At 42.9% G+C, this 23,170-nt stretch carries 18 protein-coding genes and 2 tRNA genes; 16 read left to right on the top strand and 4 right to left on the bottom strand.

Annotated features, from left to right (window positions below; translation table 11 throughout):
• Nucleotide 1 precedes the first annotated feature (1 nt).
• From B0O44_RS05445 to B0O44_RS05405, 9 genes are all read left to right on the top strand, one after another.
• The gene (locus B0O44_RS05445) at nucleotides 2-1,462 is read left to right on the top strand and encodes a SusD/RagB family nutrient-binding outer membrane lipoprotein (RefSeq protein ID WP_110827928.1); all 1,461 of its coding nucleotides are present in this window, start codon (nucleotides 2-4) and stop codon (nucleotides 1,460-1,462) included.
• A gap of 11 nt (nucleotides 1,463-1,473) precedes the next feature.
• Entirely contained in the window at nucleotides 1,474-1,929 is a 456-nt protein-coding gene (locus tag B0O44_RS05440) for a hypothetical protein (protein ID WP_146229776.1), read from the top strand.
• Nucleotides 1,930-2,067: 138 nt separating this feature from the next.
• Nucleotides 2,068-5,238: a SusC/RagA family TonB-linked outer membrane protein gene (locus B0O44_RS05435; protein ID WP_245943597.1), complete on the top strand. Its 3,171-nt coding sequence runs from the start codon at nucleotides 2,068-2,070 to the stop codon at nucleotides 5,236-5,238.
• 105 nt (nucleotides 5,239-5,343) lie between these two features.
• Entirely contained in the window at nucleotides 5,344-6,651 is a 1,308-nt protein-coding gene (locus tag B0O44_RS05430; protein ID WP_110827925.1) for a RagB/SusD family nutrient uptake outer membrane protein, read from the top strand.
• A gap of 363 nt (nucleotides 6,652-7,014) precedes the next feature.
• Nucleotides 7,015-10,062: a SusC/RagA family TonB-linked outer membrane protein gene (locus tag B0O44_RS05425; protein ID WP_110827923.1), complete on the top strand. Its 3,048-nt coding sequence runs from the start codon at nucleotides 7,015-7,017 to the stop codon at nucleotides 10,060-10,062.
• A gap of 14 nt (nucleotides 10,063-10,076) precedes the next feature.
• Nucleotides 10,077-11,681, top strand: a complete 1,605-nt coding sequence (locus B0O44_RS05420; protein ID WP_110827921.1) for a SusD/RagB family nutrient-binding outer membrane lipoprotein — start codon at nucleotides 10,077-10,079, stop codon at nucleotides 11,679-11,681.
• 54 nt (nucleotides 11,682-11,735) lie between these two features.
• Nucleotides 11,736-12,419 carry an N-acetylmuramoyl-L-alanine amidase gene (locus B0O44_RS05415; protein WP_110827919.1) on the top strand — a complete coding sequence of 228 codons (684 nt, stop codon included), beginning with the start codon at nucleotides 11,736-11,738 and terminating at the stop codon, nucleotides 12,417-12,419.
• A gap of 34 nt (nucleotides 12,420-12,453) precedes the next feature.
• Nucleotides 12,454-12,669, top strand: coding sequence for a hypothetical protein (locus B0O44_RS05410; protein WP_110827917.1), 216 nt, complete (start codon nucleotides 12,454-12,456; stop codon nucleotides 12,667-12,669).
• Complete coding sequence (locus tag B0O44_RS05405) at nucleotides 12,666-14,354, top strand: S41 family peptidase (protein ID WP_110827915.1); 1,689 nt, start codon at nucleotides 12,666-12,668, stop codon at nucleotides 14,352-14,354. Before B0O44_RS05410 ends, B0O44_RS05405 begins: the two co-directional genes overlap by 4 nt.
• Here B0O44_RS05405 and B0O44_RS05400 read toward each other — a convergent pair.
• Together B0O44_RS05400 and B0O44_RS05395 are read right to left on the bottom strand one after the other, a co-directional pair.
• Nucleotides 14,351-14,683: a 2Fe-2S iron-sulfur cluster-binding protein gene (locus B0O44_RS05400; protein WP_110827912.1), complete on the bottom strand. Its 333-nt coding sequence runs from the start codon at nucleotides 14,681-14,683 to the stop codon at nucleotides 14,351-14,353. The genes B0O44_RS05405 and B0O44_RS05400 overlap by 4 nt on opposite strands.
• Nucleotides 14,684-14,685: 2 nt before the next feature.
• Nucleotides 14,686-15,696 (bottom strand): NAD(P)/FAD-dependent oxidoreductase, encoded by a 1,011-nt coding sequence (locus B0O44_RS05395; RefSeq protein ID WP_110827910.1) that lies wholly within the window; start codon nucleotides 15,694-15,696, stop codon nucleotides 14,686-14,688.
• A gap of 129 nt (nucleotides 15,697-15,825) precedes the next feature.
• Between B0O44_RS05395 and B0O44_RS05390 the strand changes: the two genes are divergently transcribed.
• The 7 genes from B0O44_RS05390 to B0O44_RS05360 all read left to right on the top strand — a co-directional run bounded on the left by B0O44_RS05390 (nucleotide 15,826) and on the right by B0O44_RS05360 (nucleotide 20,829).
• Nucleotides 15,826-16,572, top strand: coding sequence for a UDP-2,3-diacylglucosamine diphosphatase (locus tag B0O44_RS05390; RefSeq protein ID WP_110827907.1), 747 nt, complete (start codon nucleotides 15,826-15,828; stop codon nucleotides 16,570-16,572).
• A gap of 114 nt (nucleotides 16,573-16,686) precedes the next feature.
• Entirely contained in the window at nucleotides 16,687-17,760 is a 1,074-nt protein-coding gene (gene prfA / locus B0O44_RS05385; protein ID WP_110829138.1) for a peptide chain release factor 1, read from the top strand.
• A 77-nt stretch (nucleotides 17,761-17,837) separates the two neighbouring features.
• A tRNA-Asp gene (locus B0O44_RS05380) sits at nucleotides 17,838-17,911 on the top strand.
• Nucleotides 17,912-18,202: 291 nt separating this feature from the next.
• On the top strand, nucleotides 18,203-19,084 hold the full coding sequence (locus B0O44_RS05375; RefSeq protein ID WP_110827905.1) for a helix-turn-helix domain-containing protein: 882 nt from the start codon (nucleotides 18,203-18,205) through the stop codon (nucleotides 19,082-19,084).
• Nucleotides 19,085-19,111: 27 nt separating this feature from the next.
• A complete protein-coding gene (locus B0O44_RS05370) occupies nucleotides 19,112-19,804 on the top strand; it encodes a GNAT family N-acetyltransferase (RefSeq protein WP_170123280.1) in 693 nt (230 codons plus the stop codon).
• Nucleotides 19,805-19,954: 150 nt separating this feature from the next.
• Nucleotides 19,955-20,028, top strand: a tRNA-Asp gene (locus B0O44_RS05365).
• Between the two features lie 258 nt (nucleotides 20,029-20,286).
• Nucleotides 20,287-20,829 (top strand): ORF6N domain-containing protein, encoded by a 543-nt coding sequence (locus tag B0O44_RS05360; protein ID WP_110827900.1) that lies wholly within the window; start codon nucleotides 20,287-20,289, stop codon nucleotides 20,827-20,829.
• A 61-nt stretch (nucleotides 20,830-20,890) separates the two neighbouring features.
• On the opposite strand, the gene B0O44_RS05355 is transcribed toward B0O44_RS05360, so the two are convergent.
• Both B0O44_RS05355 and glpK read right to left on the bottom strand, forming a co-directional pair.
• Nucleotides 20,891-21,619, bottom strand: a complete 729-nt coding sequence (locus B0O44_RS05355; protein ID WP_110827898.1) for an MIP/aquaporin family protein — start codon at nucleotides 21,617-21,619, stop codon at nucleotides 20,891-20,893.
• 20 nt (nucleotides 21,620-21,639) lie between these two features.
• The gene (gene glpK / locus B0O44_RS05350; protein WP_110827895.1) at nucleotides 21,640-23,142 is read right to left on the bottom strand and encodes a glycerol kinase GlpK; all 1,503 of its coding nucleotides are present in this window, start codon (nucleotides 23,140-23,142) and stop codon (nucleotides 21,640-21,642) included.
• Nucleotides 23,143-23,170: the final 28 nt, after the last annotated feature.

The raw sequence follows: 23,170 nt of genomic DNA, 5'->3' as shown, positions 1-23,170 counted from the left end.
TATGAAAAACTTAAAAATAAAAGTCTTTGGCCTGGTCCTTTTAGGAGCTACCCTTTTCGGTTCCTGTAAAAAGGCCCTGGACATTAATAACGACCCTTCGAGGTTAACACCCGATCAGGTCAATCTTGCAGGCCAGCTGGCTGCTACGATTCAATTTACGTCAAGCTCATTTTTTAATGCCGGCCAGTATGGGAATTCTTATCCTCAATACCTGGCAGGCTTTAATACCTATGAAGCAAATATCGATTCTTATAATCCCTATGGATTTGATAACATTTGGGAATCTGCTTACCGGGATGCCCTGCCAAATCTAAAGGATATGATTTCCAGAGCCGAAACATTAGGGGCGCCTCAGTATTCCGGTATCGGGAAAGTGTTATTTGCCTTAACTTTAATGCAGAGTACAGACATTTGGGGAGACTTGCCTTATAGCGATGCGTTTAAAGGCCCTAGTGTACCGAGCCCAAAATATGATGCGCAGCAGGATATTTACAATACCGCTCTGAAACAATTGTTGGATGGTGCTATTGCAGACCTGGCCAAGCCGGTTCCGGCGGCCGCCTCCTTAAAAGTTGGAGCATCTACGGACCTGATATTTGGCGGGGTAATCGCAAACTGGCAAAAAGTAGCTTATGGAGCCAGGGCACGTTATTATCTTCATTTATCAAAAAAGGACCCTTCCAATATGGCTAAAGCGCTTGCTGATGCAGGTGCGGCCATTGATGATCAGAAAGGGGCAATTGATTTGCAGCTTAAGTATACACAAGACAGACCAAGCCCATGGTATACCAATTTAGGTCAGCCGGCAATTACTGCAAAACAAGGTCGACCTTCTTATTTTCTGGTTAACCTGATGAACGGTACCGGTTATTTTAATGGGGTAATTGATCCAAGAATGCCTAAGATATTTGATAACAATGGTGCGGCAACTTATGTAGGCAGACCAGTGGGTGCTTTGAGTACAGAACAGGGGGCCAATCTGGCCAATGCAGATGTAACAGATAAAACTTTTTATGGCGCCCGTACCTCGGCTGTGCCTATCCTGACTTATGCTGAAATCCAGTTCATCAGGGCAGAAGCCTTAATAGGAACAGATAAGCCGTCTGCCTATACTGCCTATATAAACGGCATAAAAGGGAACATGCAAAAACTGGGTGTTGCAGATGCTGATATTCTTACTTATACCACCAATCCTGTGGTGACCAAAGGAGGTAATATTACACTAACAGACATTATGCTGCAAAAGTATATTGCGCTTTTCCTGCAGATGGAAACCTGGACAGATATGAGAAGATACCAATATGATGTAAACATTTACCCTGGACTGAAAGCGCCGTTTAAAGATCTTTTGGGACCAGGCGTATACGTACAGCGAGGTAAATATCCGGACAATGAGCCCGGCAGAAATCCTAATGTACCACAGGTTGCCAATCAGGCTGTAAAACTTTGGTTGTTTAATTAATAGAAATGATGATGAAAAAGAACATATCAAAAATAATCGGGGGACTTTTTGCCGTCACTCTGCTGATATCCGCTTGTAAAAAGAATGCTCCAGATCAGTGGCTGCAGGATAACATAACCATTATCGGGAAAGTACCCGTAATTGCCAGTTTTACTTTGAAATCGCCCGCAACAACTACTGTCCCAGGAGGAAGCCCGGCGGTGCTTGACCTGAGGTACTGGTCGGATGATCCCATTGATAAAATCAATTTAAGGGCTACCGTAGGTAGTACCGCCCAGCAATTGGTTTCTACAACACCTTATCAAAAAGCTTATTCCACAGTGAGCCGTACGGATTCATTGCTGATTCCATATCAGGTACCCACAGGATTGGCAGCAGGGACTTCCATTGTTCTGGAAGTAGAGGTGGTCAATAAGAATACCCTGAGTAAAAAAGGGCCATCTACTGTAACTTTAAAAGTACAATAAAGGCATTTTTTTTAATCAAAAAAGGCAGCAGGATCACCATGCTGCCTTTTTTGATTAAAGTATATATTAAATTTATTTTAACTGCTTTTTTATGTAAATTATTACCAAAAACAAAAAATCCAACTAAACCCATTCATTATGAGAAAAACCTACACAACAAGGTGTTTTGGGCTGATTATGGCCCTGTGGATACCGCTCTTGTTTTGCCTGCTCCCGGTTGCAGCAAGGGCACAAACCAAACGCTTTATCCTCAGTGGTAAAGTATTGGATGCGAATACGAAGCAAACCATTCCGGGAGCTGTCGTTAAGATCCAATCTACAACCTTTGCTATTGCCACCAATAATGAAGGTAATTTTAACCTTACGGCCAATATTGCCCCGGGTACCTATCAGGTAACTTTTTCCTATATCGGCTTTAAAACTGCAAGTAAAACGGTCGTTCTGGGCACGGAAGAAAACGTAAAGATCAGTGCCGAACTGACTACAGATGCGGTGGGCCTGGACGAAGTGATCGTGACCGGTACTTCACAGGGAACCACCCGGAAGCAGCTTGGAAGTTATGTCAGTACCGTTAAAGGCGATGACCTGAACAAGGCCCCAAGCGGAAATGTGTTGTCTTCTTTGCAAGGTAAAACGGCTGGCGCGCAAATCAGCCAAAACTCCGGTGATCCGGCAGGAGGGATGTCGGTAAGATTAAGGGGCGTAAGTTCAGTAAATTCCTCCTCCGAACCCCTTTACATTATTGATGGGGTAATTGTAAACAATTCAACCACCCGGGTAACCAATACCTCTGCCAACTACGACGGAGGTAATAATTCTGGAAGCCCAATTGGACAAAATGGAAACTTTGTGGGAAGCGTAGGGCAGAACAGAATGGTAGACATCAATCCAAATGACATTGATCATATTGAGGTGTTGAATGGCGCAGCTGCTGCGGCTATTTACGGTTCCAGGGCAAACTCAGGGGTAATCCAGATTTTTACAAAACGGGGAATCAGCGGAAAACCGGTAGTGAGTTTTTCAACCAGTCTGATGGTGAGTAAACTGAGAAAACAGGTAGAAGTAAATCAGTCGCCAGTTAAATTTGGAGGATCTCCGGATACCTTTACCCAGGATGTGATTCAGCTGGTTGGGAACCCAGGGGTATTGTTAACCAATACGACTCCGGTTACCCGTTATAATTATCAGGACTATATTTTTCATACCGCTACAGGTACAGACAACAATGTTTCTGTTTCAGGAGGAAGTGATAATACCAAATTCTATACCTCTGCCGGTTATTTCTCTAATGAAGGGATTATTAAAAACACCAACTTTAAAAGGTATAATTTCAGGGCCAATCTGGATCAAAAAATTAATGACTGGGCAAAAGTGACGGCCGGCTTCAATTATGTTCACAGTGACGCGAATGAAAAACCAGATGGAAACTCTTTCTTTTCGCCAATGAATTCAGTGACCATTATTGGTAATTTTCATGATATTTTTACAAGAGATGCCCTTGGAAACCTTAAGGCCGTAGGAGAAAGAGGAAGGGTAAATCCGGTTTCTGTCATTGAAGACATTAAGCAAAGACAGTATACCAACCGGATTATGGCCAATACGGGATTAAAATTAAATCCTGTAAAAAACCTGACGATAGATTATACCATGGGTGTGGACAACACCATTCAGAACGGGACGACTTATATTCCCCCTTTTGCATATAATGTAAGTACAGGTTTTTATGGTGGCGGGCCAACTCTGGATGCCGGACAAAATGGTTATGCCAGCGCGGCCAATGCAACAACAACCCTGTTTAATAATGAACTGAACCTGACTTATGACGCTCATATATCAGAGAAACTGGCTTCTACAACGCAGCTTGGTGGTTCTTTTCAATATCAGAAAGATTTGTACTCCCTGTTAAACGGAAGAGGGCTGGCGCCTTTTATTGAAACCGTGAACGGGGCAAGTACTGTTTTGCCAAATATGGACAGGAGATCAGAATTTACGATCAGCGGCGCTTATTTGCAGCAGAATTTTAAATATAAGGATCATTTGTTTGTGACCGGTGCGCTCCGGGTAGACCAGTCTTCTGTGTTTGGAAGCAACAACAGAACCCAGGCTTACCTGAAAGGAAATGTCAGTTATGTACTTTCTTCAGCGGAGTACTGGAAAAAGTTGTCCATATCCAACTGGTGGAGTGCCTTTAAGGTAAGGGCAGCTTATGGAGAATCTGGAAACTTAACAGGAATTGGAGCTTATGACCGTTTTAACGAATATTACTCTAACCCACTTTTGGGAAAAGTAACCTTTTCCGGAAATTCAACGCTGGCCAATGAAAATGTAAAACCAGAACGTCAGCGTGAATTGGAGTTGGGTACAGACATGTCCTTTTTCTCTAATCGTTTAGGTTTAACTTTTAACTGGTATCATAAAAAAGTTAAAGACCTGCTTTTGCCAGTGGTGATCGCACCAACGGTCGGTTACACAAGTTTACTGGATAATAATGGAGGACTATCGAACAAAGGGATAGAGCTTTTACTTACAGGAGTGCCTGTTTCTAGCAAAGATTTCAAATGGAATACCACTTTTATCTTTAACCGGAACAGAAATAAGGCTGTAGGCAGCGGCGCCTTGAGGTTAATTACAACCAATGCCGGGGCACCGGTAGCGATTATTGACGGGCAGCCAATTGGTGTTTTTTATGGAACCTTTTTTGCCAGAAATCCAGATGGAAGTTTATTGACCAATTCGGCAGGAATTCCTTTAACCGAAAGGGGTATTCAAACCTCGGCAACTACTTTTACGCCTCAAAGGGATGCAAATGGTTTACCTACGGGTACCCCATTGCGTAAAGTTCTTGGTGACCCCAACCCTAAATATACCGCTTCTTTTGTCAATGATTTTACCTATAAAAAATTAAGCCTGCACATTCAGCTGGATGCGGTCCATGGCGGAGATGTCTGGAATGCCGACTGGCGTACGCGTCAGGGAGTAGGAAATGGTAAGGTTGCAGAACAGGAGCAGGAAGGGAAATTGCCAAGGGGATATGTTGCAGGCGTTTATGCAATAGAAGAATGGAGAATAGATAATGGTTCTTTTGTTAAACTTAGGGAAGTATCCTTAAGTTATAATGTTGGAAAGGTGAAATTTCTTAACGACCTGACCATTAATCTGAGCGGAAGAAACCTGATTTCCTGGGATAAATATAAAGGATACGATCCGGAACTAAATTCCGGAGGGCAATCTACACTTTTAAGAAATATAGATTTCGGTTCTGTTCCGATTCCGCGCAGCTTTAGTTTAGGGTTACAGGTTAAATTTTAATTTCAAAAGTTCAGATAGGAATCCATCATGATCTTTCAAATCAAACCATGAAAATGATTGAGATCCTGGTCGTTTCATTACGATTAACAAACAAATTATAGACAGATGAAAAATTATATAAATAAGTTTTGCATAGTTAAACTGACAACAGTTGTCTGTTTGATGCTGACTGCTGTTTCCTGTAAAAAGGAATATAAAGACCCCAATGGCGCTTTGTCTACAGATGTACTTGCCTCGGCAAGAGGACTGACCGGTGTTGCTGTAGGTTTGCAGAAACTATATTCTGCTGGCCGTGCCAGCGTTTATTTTAGTGCGGTGGAGGCAAATGGCTTTTTGACCAATGAACTCTTGCTTTCAAATTCAGGGAACATTCCTGAACTGCAGTTTTTTACAGGGGGCAGTAGTGTCGACGGGACAAATACCACCCTTGGGTTTTTATGGTCAAGTTCCAATAAAATCATTTTTGATGCAGATAATGTGATTAATGGCGCAATGAATCTGGCCGATAAAAACTATGCCTCAGGACTGATTGCCTATACGAGCATTTTTAAAGCCCTGGCCATTGGCAATCTTTCAGAATATTGGGAAAAAATCCCATCAGGAACAGGTAAAAATGTAAGTTTTATAACCAGGGCAGAGGGCTATAATAAGGCTATTGCGGTCATTGACAATGCCCTTGGTGTTTTGGCTGCCAATCCGCTTAGTGCAAGCTTTAGTTCTAATGTGCCTGCGGGAATAAATATCCAGAATACATTGTATGCACTCAAAGCACGTTATGCTTTGTTTGTTGGAAACTATGGTTTGGCCATGACTGCAGCGAATCTGGTTGACCTGACAAAGTATTCGACTTTTGATTATGATGCACTGACACCTAATCCGATTTATGATATCGCAACCTCAACGAACAATGTATTTCAGCCAAGTAACGCCAATCTGGGATTGGGAGGGGTTTATATACCAGATCCTGCAGATAAAAGACTTGCTTTTTATACTGTTCCGGCTGCAACGGCTCCTGTTGCCCGTTTAAAGGGTTTTTGGACGGCAACCACAGTTTCTATTCCGGTATACCTTCCGGGAGAAATTACGCTCATTAAAGCCGAGGTTTATGCCCGTCAGCCAGACCTGGATAATGCAAAAACAGAGTTGAATAAAGTTTTAACCCGAAAACCAGCAGACGATACCAGGTTTGGTTTAGGGGCAGACCTCCCTGCTTTGACAGGAACCTATACCCAGAGTGAGTTGCTGACCAAGATTTATCAGAACAGGTGTATAGAGCTGTTTATGTCTGGCCTCAAGCTCGAAGACATGAGGCGTTTTAACCTGCCACTTACCGACAGGAAAAGAAATTTTCTTCCTTATCCATTTGCAGAAAGAGACAATAATACCAATACGCCAACAGACCCGACTTTCTAATTGGTTTGAGAAGCAATACTTTTTAGTTTACAAAGGCCCTTAAAGGGCCTTTGTTGTTTAAGTTGCTGTATGTTTTAAAGAAAAACAGTAATTCCCGCGTATTCCCGCATTTTTAAATTGAGAAAACCCTCAAATTTTTGATTTTTATTACATAATTTTAAGTGTGCCCCATTTTAGTATGTGCTAAATGCTAATTTTTGGGCGAAAAAACGCACAAAAACGCATGTTGTGCTGTGTTTAATGAAATCTAAAGCAAGTACGGGCGAATTTTTTCGAATTCTCTACGGCTTAATTACCATCCAAAAATAGCCTGCTTATGTAAAAAGAAAATAATAAACAAACCTTAACCTAAACCAATTCATTATGAAAAGAAAACTACTTGTGTTATTCTGCTCATTGATTTTGTTGACCACACAAGTCATGGCCCAGCAGATAACAGTAACAGGTAAAGTCACATCGGCAGATGATGGCTTGCCATTACCCGGTGTTTCCGTTAAAATCAAAGGAAAAGCAGGAGGGATCAGTACAGATGCCGAAGGCCGCTATTCCATCAGAACAGAAAGTGGCGAGACTTTAGTGTTTAGCTTTATTGGTACCACGCCCCAGGAAGTGCTGGTCGCTGAAGCAAAAGTCATCAATGTCAAACTAAAACAAGACAGTAAAACCCTTAATGAAGTTGCTGTAACAGCTTTTGGAGTGAAACAGGAAGTCCGAAGCCTGGGCTTTTCCACGCAAAATGTCAAAGCCCAGGAAATCGTAGATTCACAACAGCCGAATATTGTAAATGCTTTACAGGGAAAGGTTGCCGGAGTACAGATCACGAACTCCAGTGGGGCAGCAGGAGCTTCTGCAAATATTATGATCCGGGGGGGAACTTCTTTAAGTGGCAGTAATCAGCCTTTATTTATCCTTGATGGTATTCCTGTAGACAACAGTACGCCGGTTGGACAGGGAGGCCTGGCCGCCTCAGTTGGACCGGCATCCAACAGGGCTATAGACATTAATCCCGAGGATATTGAAACCATTACGGTATTAAAGGGGCCTGCTGCGGCAGCATTATATGGAATACGGGCGGCTTCCGGGGCAATTGTAATTACCACAAAAAAGGGAGCAGGGGGCGCAGCAAGGGTAACCTATCAGAATAGTTTTTCTTTTGACCGGGTAAATAAGCTTCCTAAATTACAATCTCAATATAAGCAAGGAGATCAGGGTGTATACAGTCCAAGCTCTTTAAACTCATTTGGGCCTGCATTTGCATCCGGTGAAACGGTTTACGACAACCTAGGAACATTCTTTAAAACTGCTTTTGCGCAAACGCATGATCTTTCGGTAAGTGGAAGTTCAGATTTGACGCATTACTATACTTCTGCTTCAATGGTTGATCAGGGATCAATTGTAGATAACTCTACTTTTAAAAAGAAATCGTTCCGCATCAATGCAGATACGAAGGTAGGAGATAAGCTAACGATTGGAGGAAATGCCAATTACATCAGAACAGACCGGACCTATTTGTCTCAGGGAAGTGCAAATGGAATTATGGGTGCCTTATACTGGCCCCGCAATCTGGATATGAAAGATTATTTGAATCCAGATGGTTCTCAGAAAATCATCAATGCGAGTGGAACAGATAATCCCTATTGGACTATCCAAAATAAGCCCTTTACAAGTAATGTTAACCGCCTTATTGGTCAGGTTAACCTGGACTACAACCCCTTTAGCTTTTTAAACTTTACCTATAGATTGGGTACGGATTACTACAGCGAAAATTTTAAATCGGTTAGAATGCCGGGGACTTTGGAAGTCGGAGCAACAAAGGGAGCGATTACACAATCCTTAGCCACCAATCAGATTACCACTTCTACCGCTATTTTGACTGGCAAGAAAACGATAGCAAAAGATTTTAACTTAAGCCTGTCTGTGGGAAATAATATTGAAATGACTTCTATTCAAAATGAAGGCTCCACTGCAGCAAACTTTATAGATCCGAGTTTTCCCAGCATTAATAATACATTGCCTAAAGACAGGACCACATCTGAATTTCTTCAAAGAAGGCGGATTTTTAGCTGGTTTGGGGACTTTAATCTGGACTGGAAGGGAATTGCCTACGTAAACTTTAAGGCCAGAAATGACTGGTCTTCAACTTTACCGCCTAAAGACAGGTCATTTTTTTATCCTTCTGTAAGCACGGCCGTGATTTTAACAGACTTGCTTAAAGAAATGGGTTTGAAATCAGATGACCGGATATTCTCGTATGGAAAAATCAGGGCTGCATATTCCAATGTTGGAAAAGATGCTGCTCCGTATTCACTGACCACAAGTTTGGCTACATTGACCAATGATTTTACCATTAATCCAAGGGGTTTTATCATCAATTCAAATAACCCTTTTGGAAATCCTGGTCTGGTACCAGAGTTTACCAGGGCCTTTGAAATGGGAGCAGACCTTCGGTTCATCAACAATCGTTTTGGACTGGACATCACTTATTACAGCAGTAAATCCGACAATCAGATTTTGCTCACACGGATGCCACCTTCTTCGGGTTCTTTTCTGGCTTATTTGAATGGCGGATCAATCAGAAACCGAGGAGTTGAGGTTGTCCTTAATGCTAAGCCCATCGTAAATGAGCATTTCAAATGGTCTGTAGACGTGAACTTTGCACACAATAGCTCTACAGTCAAAGAATTACCAGGTAAACTAGACCGCATAGAAATTTCAGACGCATGGGCTGCAGCGAACGTGGCACAAGGAGCTGCATTTTTAGGGGGCAGCTTGTTTGGAATCAATGGGAATGTTTGGAAGCGAAACGCCCAGGGACAACTTTTACTTGCCAATAACGGCTATCCTCAGGTACAGACTGCCCTGGCCAATATTGGTGACCGGAATCCAAAATTTACGGCAGGAATTACCAATACGTTTAATTATAAAGCTTTTACACTTTCTTTTATGGTTGATGTCCGGGTGGGTGGAAAGGTGTTTAACGCCACAGAAAATTCTTTGGTCCGCTCTGGTTTAAGTACAAAAACCCTGGACAGGGGAACAAAAGTATTTGATGGCATTATAGAGTCTACAGGTGCTGTAAATACGATTGCTGTTCCGCTGAATCAAAATTATTATCAGACCATTTATGCCAACCAGGGTTATGATTTTGTAGAAGATGGGGGCTGGACCAGATTAAGGTATGCCAGCCTGACCTATAACATGCCAACCCGTTACTTAGGGAAAATAAAAATAAAAGGATTGTCCTTTACTGCAACAGGCCGTAACCTGATTTTAATTACCAAATATTCCGGAGTAGATCCTGAGGTGTCCGGAAGCGGTGCAGGTGTTGGCGGATCTGGGTCCTTTGGCTTTGATAACCTGGGCGTTCCGGCTACAAAAGGCTTTGATTTAGGTCTAAAATTAACATTTTAACTCAAGGACTGATTATGAAAACGATATACAAAAAAGGAATTACCTGCATGGCTGTGCTCAGCTTGCTTTCCGTAAGTTCCTGCAAAAAATTTCTGGATGTAAATAATGATCCTAATAATCCGACAAAAGTATCCGCGGCCAACCGGCTGGTTGGGGCAATAACGACATCTAACGGGGCAGCTTTATGGCGTGGCTCGAGAGAGATTGCCGGATTAACCCAATATGGGGTAACCAAATTAACCACAGGAACAAACCTTAATGCAGAGACCTGGCGTTTTACGGCTTCGTATTTTCTTTGGCAAAATACTTATGTGTATACGATGCCCAATAGCATAGATATGATTAATCTCGGTGAAGAGGAAGGTAGCCCTTGTTTTGTTGGGGCAGGCAAAACCTTAATGGCTTTAAACTTCGGATTGCTGACCGATCAGTATGGTGCGATTGTCGTAGATGAATTTTACAATGGAAAAGTACAGTTGTCGCTAACACCAAAAATGCAGGACCAGCAGACGGTTTATAGTCGTATAGATCAACTTTTGGATGAGGCTCTTGCGGCATTTGATAATCCGACAAACAAAACAACATTAAACGCTGCCGGGGGGGATATTTTATTTCAGGGAGATGTTTCCAAATGGAAGCGTTTTGCCTGGGCATTAAAAGCGAGGTACCTGAACCATTTGTCCAAAAAAGGAAGCTTGTACAATACCACAAAAATTCTGGATGCCTGCAGCAAAGCATTTAATGCCGATGGGATGGATGCCGAGTTTCCGTATTTGGCCGGAGGCTTGCAAACTGATGAAAATCCCTGGTTCAGCTGGGGGGGCTTCGTGGTCACTTCAACAGATCCAAACAGCGCTTTGTATAATCCAAGATATTTTTCCTGGAGCCAATTTTTTGTAAACATGCTTACCTCTTTACCGGTCACCAATACGGCTCTGCAGGACCCCCGTATTAGCCGGATTATGGTACCCGCAACTTCCGATGGACAGTACCGTGGTTTAAGATCAGGAGGAGGCCTGGCCGGTGGACAGGGAATCCTTGCAAATGGTCAGAATGGTGATGCAACCAAAACCAATGGCAATGACTATGGCAGGTTTAGCAATAGCGGGTTTTACACCAAACAAACGTCTCCTTTTCCTTTCATCACGTATTCTGAAGTGAAGTTCATCGAGGCAGAAGCGCGTCTGCGTTCAGGGGATACAGGAGGTGCCTTGGCTGCTTATGAAGAAGGGGTTAAAGCAAACATGCGTAAGCTTGGCGTGAGCACCAATGAAATTAATACCTACTGGACGGCCCAGTTGGCGGATGGTTTAAATGCCCATTTTGCAAACCTGACCCAAGGTTTAAGCCACATCATGAGACAAAAGTACATTACGCTTTGCCTGAACCCGGAAACCTGGGTAGATATGCGCAGATCAGATTTTAGTCAGGCCATTTACGGGCCATCACTTCAAAGACCATTGAACCTGAATACAGTTGTGTTTGATGCCGCGAATGCAAACCAATGGATCAGGGGAATGTGCTACGAAACAAATGAGCAGACCCGCAATCCCGACAATGTTGGTGACAACTCCGAAAAATATCGTTTGCTGACACCATTGTGGTGGGATAAAAACTAATAAATTTGTAAGCAGCAGAAGCCCCTGGAGGGCTTCTGCTTTTAATTTTAAATCATGTACAAAAATTTCGCAACCAAACTGCTCTTCTTTGCACTTTTATTGCTTTCTACCCTGTGTTCGCTCAAAGCGCAAACCGCGTTTCGTATAGTGAGTAAACCCATTATTTTTGATGCAGAAAGAAGACAGCTTACCTTAGACTATCTGGAAAAAAGACATGGTTTAAAACAAAGCGAACCGACCATTCATCCATTGATGGTCGTGTTGCATTGGACAGACATTATGAGCCTGGAAAAAACCTTTGACGTCTTTAACAGATCCACTTTACCCGGTGCCAGAAAGGAAATTGCTTCCGCAAGTGCGCTTAATGTTTCCTCGCAATATGTGATTGACCGTGATGGAACGGTTTATCAGCTTTTACCTGACACTGTAATGGCCCGGCACGTTATAGGACTTAATTATTGTGCTATTGGTGTAGAAAACATTGGCAGTGATCAATATCCCTTAACGGAGGCCCAGCTGCTGGCAAATGAGCAATTGATCCGGTATCTTAAACTTAAATACCCCATTGAGTATGTCATTGGGCATTATGAGTATAATCTTTTCAGGGAGACAGATTTATGGAAAGAATCAGATTCTTCCTACCGCACTGAAAAAACAGACCCTGGGAGGGATTTTATGAAGCGCATCAGGGAGAAGATTAAAGATTTAAATATAAAAGGGGTTCCGGACCACAAATAAATTTACCTTATTACAATTATTTATATTTTTGCATATGGCAAATTTTACACTGACCCCTGAAACTGCGCAAAAAGTTAAGATCAAGTTTTTAAGAAAATACCGTGAACTGGTACAGGAAGAAATTCCTTTTACACCGGGTCATGAAGAAGAACTGGTTACACGCTTAATGGAACTGACTAACAGGGACAGAAAATATGTTGAATTTACCATCAATAAGGCTTTAGCCGATCCAGATGGTAACCGCTTATGATAAAAAAAACCTTTATTGCTGTCGCGCTGTTTTCTGCAGCCGCTTTAACCTGGTCCTTTAAAGAAGATCTTTTTCAGGTATCCAAAAACCTGGATATTTTTGCTTCCCTGTATAAGGAAATCAGCATCAACTATGTGGATGAAACCAATCCTTCTACGCTCATGAAAACAGGGGTAGATGCGATGTTGGATAGCCTTGACCCCTATACCGAGTACATTCCGGAATCTGAAATAGAAGACTATAAACTCAAATATGTAAGCACACAGTTTGGCGGAATAGGAGCAAGTACCGTTTTCATTGAAGGCAAGCTTTTTGTCAATGAGGTAACAGAAGGTTGCCCCGCAAATAAACAGGACATCAGGCCTGGGGATCAATTTGTGAAGATATCCGGCATAGATGTAAAGGGAAAGGAAAGAAGCCAGATTACCCAACTTTTGCGCGGACCCAAAGGCTCTTCCCTTGATCTGGTTGTTGTCCGGGACGGTGCGGTTTTAAATAAAACGCTGGTGCGGGAAGAAATCAAACTTCCAAACGTAAGCTATTCGGGAATGGTGAACGATATTGCCTACATCCGGCTGGATAAATTTCTGGAGAATTCTGCCCAGGAAGTTAAAGATGCGGTAGTTGGTCTGGGAAAAAACCAGCCTAAAGGCTTTGTGCTCGATCTGCGCTATAATGGTGGAGGTATTTTGCAGGAAGCGGTAAAAATTGTGAACCTGTTTGTCAATAAAGGCGTATTAATTGTTACCCAAAAAGGTCGTAATCCGGAAAAGACGATTACCTACAAAACCGTTAGTGATCCCCTGGTTCCCGATTTGCCCCTGGTGGTTTTGGTGAGCGGTTCTTCTGCCTCTGCCTCGGAGATCGTTGCAGGTGCCTTACAGGATTTAGACAGGGCGGTGATTGTTGGTCAGCGGAGTTATGGAAAAGGACTGGTTCAGCAAACCTTTAACCTTCCTTACAACAGCCTGGTTAAAGTGACTGTTGCCAAATACTATACCCCATCGGGAAGATGTATTCAGGCGGTTGATTATTCGCAAAAAAGTGTAAACGGGAAGCGGATAAAAATTGCAGATTCCTTAATTACAAAATTCAATACCAGGGCAGGACGTAATGTGTATAATGGAAATGGTGTATACCCCGATGTTTATGTGACAGCCAGAAAGTACAGCCCGGTAACCATTTCACTGATCAATAAGGTGTTGTTTTTTGATTTTGCCAACAGCTATAAAAAGGAACATAAAGAAATTGCCCCGGCTGCTGAATTTAAACTATCCGATCCCGATTACAGTCGTTTTGCGGCCTCTCTTGCCAATAAGGACTATAAGTATACTTCCAATACAGAACGTTTGCTGACGGACTTAAAAACAGAAGCAGAAAAAGAAAATAAGCTGGATGTTGTTAAGGCAGACCTTGAAGACCTGAGGGCAAAAATGCTGACTGCAAAAAAAGAAGACCTCTTTACGCATAAGGAGGAGATCAAAAGATTTTTGGAAACGCAGATTGTGAGCCGCTACTATTTTGAAAAAGGAAAAGTATTACAAGCATTTCAGTACGATAAAGAACTGGATGCTGCTAAAGCAATCCTGAACAATAAAGCGAAAATGCTTGTAATTTTAAAGGGAGACGGGGAATACAAAACCATCGGTGATCCGGCTAAAAAAAGCCCGGCGATGGACAATTAAGCAATCCCGTCGTGAAGTTTGATTTTTAATCCTTCCATTGCCGGGTTTAATTGCAGCTGGCAGGCCAGTCTGGAATTGGGCAGCAAATCCGGAAGGGTATCGAGCATGGCATATTCGTCATCTGACATCTCGTTTAATTTTTCCTCACCTTCCAGGACATCCACGCAGCAGGTGGCACAAAGTGCCATACCACCACAGGTGGCAAGAATGTCGTATTCACAAGCCTTTAGAAATTCCATTAAGCTAAGCCCCATGTCTACAGGGGCTTCAAGTGAGGTTAAAGAACCATCGGGGTTCTGTACGTGTATATTGATATTGTTCGGATCCATGTTTAGAATTCAGTTACACCATTTACCGTTGTATATTTCATGGTATACTTAACACCAGGGTTCATGTACTGATAAGCGCTGTGACTCATTAAAGCTGCTTCATGGAAACCGCAAAGAATCAGTTTTAATTTATTGGTGTAGGTATTGATGTCACCAATCGCATATATACCCGGAATGTTGGTTGAATAATCATCTGTATTGACCTCTATGGCACTTTTGCTGATGTTCAGGTTCCATTGTTCAATAGGACCTAATTTCGGGCTCAATCCAAATAAGGGAATCAGGTGATCGGCCGCAACATTTGTCGGTTCCAATGTTTTATTGTGAATGATTTCTACATTTTCCAGTTTTCCTGAACCGGACACTGAATTTAAGTTGCTGTTCAGGATCAGGTTAATGCGTCCGCTTTCTGCCAGGGCCATTACTTTGTTGACAGAATCAGGGGCACCGCGGAAGCTTTCGCTTCGGTGAACCAGGGTCAGTTCTTCAACAACATCTGCCAAAAAGATGGTCCAGTCCAGGGCAGAGTCGCCACCGCCCGCAATAACCATTTTCTGACCACGATATTGTTCCGGATCAAGGATCATATAATTGACCCCACGGCCATTTTCAAATTGCTCTAATCCGGCTACGGCTGGTTTACGGGGTTCAAAACAACCCAGTCCACCGGCAATCACCACAACTTTTGATTCTATAATGGTCCCCATGTTGGTGGTCAGAACAAAATCTGCTTCCCCACGTTTCTCCAGACCCTCAATACGCTCTCCTAAAGTAAAACCAGGATGGAAAGGCTTACCTTGTTCCATTAAATTGTCAATCAGCTCCTGAGCCAAAACAGTTGGGTAACCAGGAATGTCATAAATTGGTTTTTTAGGGTATATTTCGGATAACTGACCGCCAACCTGTGGAAGATAATCAATTAAATGGCAGCGCATTTTAAGTAGTCCTGCTTCAAAAATTGCAAATAAACCTACGGGGCCGGCGCCAATGATGGCTATATCTGTAGAAATCATGTATTTAAAATTTGTGGCGAATTTACAAACTTTTGTTTTAATAATAGGGCTATTAAGAAATAATCTAGATAAGTTGTCGTACTTTTTGACAAAAGAGCGATTGAAATTTGTTTATCTTTGTCCATATCCATGGCTAAGAACATCTATTTTGCCTCTGATTTTCATCTTGGGGCACCCAATCAGGAGGTAAGCAGCATTCGTGAAAAACGTATTCTGCGCTGGCTGAATGAAATTGAACCCTCTTGTGCAGAACTCTTTCTGATGGGCGATATTTTCGATTTCTGGTTTGAATACCATACTGTTGTACCAAAAGGTTTTGTCCGCCTGCAGGGTAAACTGGCGCAGATGTCTGATAACGGAATAAAAATCTATTTCTTTAAAGGTAACCACGACATGTGGGTAAAGGATTATTTTTCCAAAGAGATGGGCATTCAGGTGGTCAGCGATGAACTGGTGATGGAAAGAAATGGCAAAAAATTTTACCTGCACCACGGTGACGGACTTGGGCCTGGTGATAAAAAATATAAATTCCTGAGGAAAATCTTCAGGAACCCGGTTTGCCAGTGGTTGTTTTCCCTGGTTCCACCAAGAATAGGTTTGGGCATTGCCAATGCCTGGTCATCCGGAAGCAGGGCTGCGAACAGCTCAGAAGAGACCTTTTGGGGTGAAGACAAAGAATGGCTGGCCATTTATGCAAAAGAGCAGCTTCAAAAAACGCATTACGATTATTTTATTTTTGGGCACAGACACCTTCCTCTGGACCTGCAGCTCAATGATAAAAGCCGTTATGTAAACCTTGGGGAATGGCTCAAATTTAATTCCTATGCTGTTTTTGATGGCAATGAGCTAAGCCTTAAATATTTTGAAAGCAAATAATTGACTGAAAAATCGTATTTTTGCGGTCCAAATAAATAACACAACATCAGTTTTCCTGCATAGAACAGGTCGTTTTGCTGATGAAAAGTGAAATTTAATTTTCTGAAGAAAGATATGTTAGAAAAATTAGAAGCAATTAAACTGCGTTGGGAAGATGTAGAAGAGCAGTTGAGCAATCCTGATACGGTTCAGGATATGAAGCGTTTCGCACAGTTAAACAAAGAGTACAAAGACTTAAGCAAAATTGTAGAGCAATATAAGATCTACAAAAACGTGATGAGTAATATCGAGGCCAATAAAGAAATTCTGAGCACAGAAAAAGATCAGGAGATGCGTGAAATGGCCAAAGAAGAATTGGACCTGCTGCTGAAACAACAGGAAGAGCTGGAAGATAAAGTCCGTGTAATGCTGATCCCTGTGGATCCTGAAGACGGTAAAAATGCAGTCTTTGAAATCAGGGGTGGTACCGGTGGTGATGAAGCGGCCTTATTTGCCGGAGACCTTTACCGGATGTATACCCGCTTCTTTGAGCAAAAGGGGTGGAGAGTAGAAACGGTGGATGTGACCGAAGGAACAGCAGGAGGCTATAAGGAGGTGATTCTTAAAGTGAGCGGAGAAGACGTTTACGGGCAGTTGAAATATGAATCGGGTGTACACCGGGTTCAGCGTGTTCCGGATACAGAAACCCAGGGACGTGTGCACACTTCGGCTGCTTCTGTTGCGGTATTGCCCGAAGCAGAGGAAATTGATCTTTACATCAATCCTGCAGATATTGAATTGCAGACCTCCCGTTCTGGTGGTGCTGGTGGACAGAACGTAAACAAGGTGGAAACCAAAGTACAGTTAACCCATAAGCCTTCTGGTATTGTGGTGGTTTGCCAGCAGGAGCGCTCCCAGTTGGGTAACCGGGTGATCGCCATGGAAATGCTGCGGAGTAAACTTTATGACATTGAATTGCAAAAAAAGAACGGAGACATTGCAGCCAGACGTAAGACGATGGTATCTACCGGTGACCGTTCTGCAAAGATCAGAACCTATAATTATCCTCAGGGCAGGGTAACTGATCACCGCATCGGCTTGACCCTTTACAACCTTAACGGGGTGATGGATGGTGGTGTTCAGGAGCTGATTGATGCGCTTCAGTTTGCAGAGAATGCAGAAAAAATGAAGGAAGGTTCTGTTATTTAAGGACTTACAATTATTTTAAAAAATAGTTTGCGAATATAAATAAAGACCCTATATTTGCAATCCAGAAAGGGAACAACGGACCGGTAGTTCAGCTGGTTAGAATGCCGCCCTGTCACGGCGGAGGTCGCGGGTTCGAGTCCCGTCCGGTCCGCAGAAAGCCTTAACTTGAAAAAGTTAGGGCTTTTTTGTTGTAAAAGAATATTCTTGATTGACCAAAATAAGAGGTAAATCAGCGAATTCAGCGTGATTGCAACGTTTCCTATATCATTATAACAGTCCGGCCCGGAGATAAAATTATCCATCTTAAAGCTCTGATTCTCCATTCTTAGAAAAAAATTGCCTGGACACCTTTGTAAAGCTGATAAGTGCTAGGATGGTAGGACATTACTAAGCATAAGTTCAAGCCGCTTAAATATGGGGAACAATGTTTTAATTTTACTTTATGAAAAAAGATCATGTTTTTACGCTTATTGATCAGCAGAATGGTAATCTGGCCTTTAAACTATTCTATTTTGAGGACAACAGCAGTTTTGATCATTTACAACACAATAATTTTTATTCAGTCGTCTGGATAAAAGATGGCAGTGGCCTTTTAAGGGTCGACTGTTCAGAATATCTTTTTAATGAAGGTACAATTTTTGCCTTTTCGCCTTATCAGCCCTTTATGTTTTCAACGGATCAGGAATTTAAGGGGGTCGCCATTCAGTTTCATCCCGATTTTTATTGCATCCACAAAATTCCAAAGGAAACCAACTGCGACGAACTGGTTTTTAATAATATTTATCAGGAGCCCTCGATTGCTATTGATACAAGCACTGCAAGAAAGCTGGATCTGGTCATTGAGCAGTTGAAAGCAGAATTTGATGAGCAGGGGCATGTGGAATACAAACTGCTCATACCGAACCTGATTATATTTTTAGTAACTATTGCCAGGGAAAAAGTCCGGCTAAAAGCTTCGGCTCCGGAATTCACAGAAACGCAAATTCCTTTTATCCTGCGGAAGTTAAAAGCTGCTATTGAGGAAAATTACAAGAAGAAGCACTCTGCAAGTGATTATGCAGATCTATTGAATATATCGCCCAATGCATTGGCAAAAATTGTGAAAGCCTATTTTAATAAAACACTTACCGGTCTGATTACAGAAAGAATCATTATCGAAGCTAAAAGGGAACTCTATCTTACAAATAAATCTGTAAAGGAAATTGCATGGCTATTGGGTTATGCCGATGAGCATTACTTTAGCCGATTCTTCAAAATCAATACCGACATCTCGCCGCAGATGTATAGGGATACGATAGGTTTTGGAAAAGCGGAATTAAATTAAAAACAGTATTAATTTTTAAAAATGAGGATGCAACATCTACTTGATAACCCAGTCTACAATGCGCTTAATACCGGGAACAAAAATATTGCGGAGGGAACCGGCAACGTAAAGTTTTATCGGCAGGACATTGCCCCTTTTGCAGGACTCAAAGAAAACTCAAAGGAGAACTTGTCAGAGTTGTATGAATTTAGCCAAGGCTATGGTGATGTTTTTTGGCTGGTTTCCCCTGTAGAAATTAGCCTGCCTAAACCATGGACGCTGCTTCGCTGTGTTCCGCTGCGGCAGATGATTTGTGAACAGCCTGTTTTCCGCGTCCCCACAACAATAGATGTTGTTGAGCTTTCTGAGGCGCACATCCCTGAAATGCTGAGCCTGACCAAACTCACCAAGCCTGGTCCATTTAGGGAACGCACGATAGATTTTGGACATTACCAGGGGATTTTTGACAGCGGAACCCTGGTTGCCATGGCGGGTCAGCGCATGCACGCGGCTCCTTATGCCGAGGTCAGTGCCGTTTGCACACTCCCGGGTTATACGGGGCGTGGTTATGCAGCGCAGTTGGTGTTGAGTCAGGTTAGGCGGATCACTGCAGCCGGAGAGATTCCCTTTTTGCATGTTGCGGCAGATAATGAACGGGCCATCGAAATCTACGGATCACTTGGTTTTAGGGTTAGAAAGGAAATGTTTGTTTATCTGATCAAAAAACAAGAAAAGGCTTAGGAAGTAAATGGTCGAAATGGAGCTTACATTACTTAATGGTATTTATTTTGGATGAAATTCAATGGGTTACGCTATAGTTATTTGAAAATATGATTCAGAATAGCAGGAAAGTAAATTTAGTCTTTATATTTGCAATCCCGAAAGGGAAACGGACCGGTAGTTCAGCTGGTTAGAATGCCGCCCTGTCACGGCGGAGGTCGCGGGTTCGAGTCCCGTCCGGTCCGCAAGTTTTAAGCTAAAAGCCTTCAAATTATTCAATTTGAAGGCTTTTTCGTTTTCAGGTCAGGCTGAATATTTAATTTTTCTGACCTCATATGCGAGTCTTTTAGCGTATAACTCAAAATGCCGCTAAAATAATGAGTTATCTCTGGTTATGAATAGGGGGCGTGTCGTTATTAAGAAATAAATTAACACTTATTTAAAAATCAGAAGTAATTTAACTGGCGGCTTTATTGTCGCTGGATTTAATAACACATCATAATATGAGTGAAGAAACTAAGACGCTGATTGTCCCGGACGAAATTATAATGAACCAGATTTATTTCATTCGTGGTCATAAGGTTATGCTGGATGAAGATTTGGCAAGATTATATCAAATAACCACAGGTAACTTAAATAAGGCGGTTATCAGGAATATTAAGCGGTTCCCTGACGATTTCATGTTTCGTTTAACTGATGAGGAATTTAAAAACTTGCTCTTCCAAAATGGAATAGCGAGATGGGGTGGAAGACGACAAGCGCCTAGTGCCTTTACTGAACAAGGGGTGGCTATGTTGTCGGGTGTGTTGTCTAGTAATATAGCCATAGCTGTCAATATTCAGATTATGCGGATTTTTACCCGCATGCGCCATATGCTGGCAGATAATACGGACTTACGTTTAGAGGTTGAGAAAATTAAAACGAAGCTGGACAATCAGGATAAGAATATGGAAATCGTATTTCGTTATCTGGATGAACTGTTGGAAAAGCAAGAACAAGCTAACCCACCAAGAAAAAGAATCGGTTTTAAACCGGATGGTTTCTGACCTGATTATTTTCTTGTCGTTTGAGCACTTTTTATTTAACATCCATGTAACCAGGTGGATGTTAATGAATGCTGTTGTACACCAAGGCCGCCAATGCAGCTCCCGCAAGCGGGCCTATAATGGGTATCCAGGCATAAGCCCAGTCGCTGCTTCCTTTTCCTTTAATGGGAAGCAGGGCATGCATAATCCTTGGCCCAAGATCCCTGACAGGGTTAATCGCATAACCTGTAGTGCCGCCCAGGGAAAGGCCAATAACCCATACTAAAAATGCAACAGGTATAGCCCCTACTGTTCCCAGTCCAATGGGTGTTTTGGTAGGAATAATTTCAGCACCTGAAATATAAAACACAGTAAAAACGAGCACAAAAGTTCCGATCATTTCACTGATTAGATTGGAGCTGTAGTTCCGGATGGCCGGACCGGTACTAAAAACAGCCAGTATCGCGGCAGGTGGGTTGTTCCGGTTAAAGTGGTCCCGGTACATCAACCAAACCAGAAAGGCACCCATTGCCGCCCCCAAAAGCTGGGCGAGGATATAGGCCAATACCTTTGACCAGGCAAACTGCCCGGTGAGGGCAAGGCCAAGGGTTACCGCTGGATTGAGATGCGCCCCGCTTACCGGGCCGGCAACAGTAACCCCAACAAAAACAGCAAGGGCCCAGGCGGTGGTAATGACCATCCAGCCACTGTTATTTCCTTTGGTTTCATTTAAAACAACATTGGCTACCACACCATCACCCAATAAAATGAGTAAGGCGGTTCCTATAAATTCGGCTAAAAATGGTGTCATTTTGAAAATGTTAAGCGTTTTTACTCAGGTAACTTATCGTTCCAGGCCTGGGCAGCGTGAATGGCCCTTTTCCAGTTTTTTATGCCGTTTTTTATCACCGCCTGGTCTCCGGCCGGAATAAATTCTTTTTCAGCTTTCCACAATTGCTGGATCTCCTCGACATTTTTCCAGTAACCGGTGGCCAGTCCGGCAAGGTAGGCAGCACCAAGGGCAGTGGTTTCCACCACGGTTGGACGGATCACCTTACAGTTCAAAAGATCTGACTGGAACTGCATGAGCAAGTCATTTGCAGTAGCACCACCATCTACCCGGAGTTCTTTAATTTCCATTCCGGCATCTGCCTGCATGGCATTTAAAACATCCATGGTTTGATAGGCAATGGCCTCAATGGCTGCCCTGGCAATATGGCCTTTGTTGGTCCCCCTGCTTAGGCCCACAAATGTTCCCCTGACATCCGGCTGCCAGTAAGGGGCACCCAGGCCGGCAAAAGCAGGGACAAAATACACGCCTTGCGTGTCTTCTACACTTAAGGCCAGCCGCTCTACATCGGCAGAGGTTTGAATAATACCAAGTCCGTCCCGTAACCATTGCACAGCTGCTCCGGCAATAAATATACTGCCTTCAAAAGCATATTGAATTTGTCCGTTGATTTTCCAGGCAACCGTGGTGAGCAGGTTGTTTTTGGAGGCAATAAATTCTTTTCCAATATTCATCAGCATAAAACAGCCGGTTCCGTAGGTGTTTTTCACCATTGCCTTTTCTGTACACATCTGCCCAAACAGGGCGGCATGCTGGTCGCCGGCAATGCCCGCAATAGGGATTTTTGAGGCAAAAATGGTGGTTGTGGTTTCTCCGTAAATTTCACTCGATTGTTTGACTTCCGGCAGCATACTTTCAGGGATGTCCAGTAAGCCGAGCAGCTCCGGGTCCCATTGCTGGGTAATGATGTTAAAGAGCATGGTCCGGCTGGCATTGGTAATGTCGGTTACATGCACACGGCCCCTGGTAAATTTCCAGACCAGCCAGCTGTCTACGGTTCCAAAGGCCAGTTCTCCGGCATTGGCCTTTTCACGCGCGCCTTTTACATGATCCAGGATCCATTTTATTTTGGAGCCGGAAAAATAAGCATCCAGAACCAGCCCTGTTTTAGAGCGGATCAGCTCTGTTTTGCCTTTTTTTCTTAATTCATCACAAAAATCAGCTGTACGCCTGTCCTGCCAGACGATCGCATTGTATATGGGTTCTCCGGTCTTTCTGTCCCATACGATGGTGGTTTCCCTTTGATTGGTAATGCCAATGGCCTTGATATTGGTGCCATTGAGGCCCATTTTAACGGTGGCTTCAGCGGCAACGCTGGCCTGGCTTGCCCATATTTCATTCGGGTCGTGTTCAACCCAGCCTGACTTTGGAAATATCTGCTTAAATTCTTTTTGTGCGATGGACCTGATTTGTCCGTTACGATCAAAGATAATAGCCCTGGAGCTTGTTGTGCCCTGGTCTAAGGCTAAAATATATTCATCCATGGTGTTAGGTTTATATCGGTTAAAAAAT

The sequence above is a fragment of the Pedobacter nutrimenti genome, from assembly GCF_003208655.1.
GTDB classification, from domain to species: domain Bacteria; phylum Bacteroidota; class Bacteroidia; order Sphingobacteriales; family Sphingobacteriaceae; genus Pedobacter; species Pedobacter nutrimenti.
The sequence above is the reverse complement of the archived record's forward strand: the minus strand, read 5'-3'. Positions and strand labels throughout refer to the sequence as shown.

Excerpts from the sequence above, each read along its gene's own strand:
- B0O44_RS05355 (WP_110827898.1), bottom strand. The coding sequence starts at position 21,619 with ATGACACCATTTTTAGCCGAATTTATAGGAACCGCCTTACTCATTTTA.
- B0O44_RS05430 (WP_110827925.1), top strand. The coding sequence starts at position 5,344 with ATGAAAAATTATATAAATAAGTTTTGCATAGTTAAACTGACAACAGTT.
- B0O44_RS05370 (WP_170123280.1), top strand. The coding sequence starts at position 19,112 with ATGCAACATCTACTTGATAACCCAGTCTACAATGCGCTTAATACCGGG.
- B0O44_RS05415 (WP_110827919.1), top strand. The coding sequence starts at position 11,736 with ATGTACAAAAATTTCGCAACCAAACTGCTCTTCTTTGCACTTTTATTG.
- B0O44_RS05400 (WP_110827912.1), bottom strand. The coding sequence starts at position 14,683 with ATGGATCCGAACAATATCAATATACACGTACAGAACCCCGATGGTTCT.
- B0O44_RS05390 (WP_110827907.1), top strand. The coding sequence starts at position 15,826 with ATGGCTAAGAACATCTATTTTGCCTCTGATTTTCATCTTGGGGCACCC.
- B0O44_RS05425 (WP_110827923.1), top strand. The coding sequence starts at position 7,015 with ATGAAAAGAAAACTACTTGTGTTATTCTGCTCATTGATTTTGTTGACC.
- B0O44_RS05395 (WP_110827910.1), bottom strand. The coding sequence starts at position 15,696 with ATGATTTCTACAGATATAGCCATCATTGGCGCCGGCCCCGTAGGTTTA.
- B0O44_RS05405 (WP_110827915.1), top strand. The coding sequence starts at position 12,666 with ATGATAAAAAAAACCTTTATTGCTGTCGCGCTGTTTTCTGCAGCCGCT.
- B0O44_RS05410 (WP_110827917.1), top strand. The coding sequence starts at position 12,454 with ATGGCAAATTTTACACTGACCCCTGAAACTGCGCAAAAAGTTAAGATC.
- B0O44_RS05375 (WP_110827905.1), top strand. The coding sequence starts at position 18,203 with ATGAAAAAAGATCATGTTTTTACGCTTATTGATCAGCAGAATGGTAAT.
- B0O44_RS05360 (WP_110827900.1), top strand. The coding sequence starts at position 20,287 with ATGAGTGAAGAAACTAAGACGCTGATTGTCCCGGACGAAATTATAATG.
- B0O44_RS05440 (WP_146229776.1), top strand. The coding sequence starts at position 1,474 with ATGAAAAAGAACATATCAAAAATAATCGGGGGACTTTTTGCCGTCACT.
- B0O44_RS05445 (WP_110827928.1), top strand. The coding sequence starts at position 2 with ATGAAAAACTTAAAAATAAAAGTCTTTGGCCTGGTCCTTTTAGGAGCT.
- B0O44_RS05435 (WP_245943597.1), top strand. The coding sequence starts at position 2,068 with ATGAGAAAAACCTACACAACAAGGTGTTTTGGGCTGATTATGGCCCTG.
- B0O44_RS05420 (WP_110827921.1), top strand. The coding sequence starts at position 10,077 with ATGAAAACGATATACAAAAAAGGAATTACCTGCATGGCTGTGCTCAGC.
- glpK (WP_110827895.1), bottom strand. The coding sequence starts at position 23,142 with ATGGATGAATATATTTTAGCCTTAGACCAGGGCACAACAAGCTCCAGG.
- prfA (WP_110829138.1), top strand. The coding sequence starts at position 16,687 with ATGTTAGAAAAATTAGAAGCAATTAAACTGCGTTGGGAAGATGTAGAA.